The sequence below is a fragment of the Mesorhizobium sp. M5C.F.Ca.ET.164.01.1.1 genome, from assembly GCF_004792125.1.
Lineage (GTDB): Bacteria > Pseudomonadota > Alphaproteobacteria > Rhizobiales > Rhizobiaceae > Mesorhizobium > Mesorhizobium wenxiniae.
Window position 1 is genome coordinate 1 of sequence record NZ_SRTG01000090.1, and the last position, 476, is coordinate 476.

1 protein-coding gene is annotated in these 476 nt (G+C 57.4%); it reads left to right on the plus strand.

Features of this window, described 5'->3' with window-relative positions; all coding sequences use genetic code 11:
* Positions 1 to 72 precede the first annotated feature (72 nt).
* Positions 73 to 476: filamentous hemagglutinin N-terminal domain-containing protein (locus EN807_RS32550; RefSeq protein ID WP_210240013.1), on the plus strand; the 404-nt coding region annotated here is incomplete at its 3' end.

A 476-nucleotide genomic window follows, 5' to 3' on the forward strand; every position in this document is an offset into this window, starting at 1 on the left:
CCTTTGTTTAGGCGGGCTATGAGCTGAGCTACGGGTTTTGCCCGCTTCTAACCGTTCGCCAGCCTAGCGCAGGTGCCTCTCAACACCTCCACCACACCAAGGTTTCATGCGGGTAGCGAATTCGATCTTGGCGGCATGGCCATTAAGCACATGGGAGGGCCTCGCTGGCGGCATGCCTGTGATCTGGTACTGCAGCCCACGCTTGCCTCCGCCAGCGGTTCGATGAGGCAGCCTGTCGCACAATTGATATCAGGACTTCAATGCCGGAACACCGGACCCACCCTCAATTCAATAAATGAGGTGTCGCGTACCACGGTTGGCTGCTTGATCCAGGCAATTCAGGCCGCCGTCATCCTCAATGAGGTGACCTCGACCAGAGCCTCGGCCTTGAATGGCATGATGCAGGTGCATGGGATGGCGGCCACCGTCATTTTCGTCGATCCGAACGGAATTTCTTGCAACCGGTTTGCGGCTTT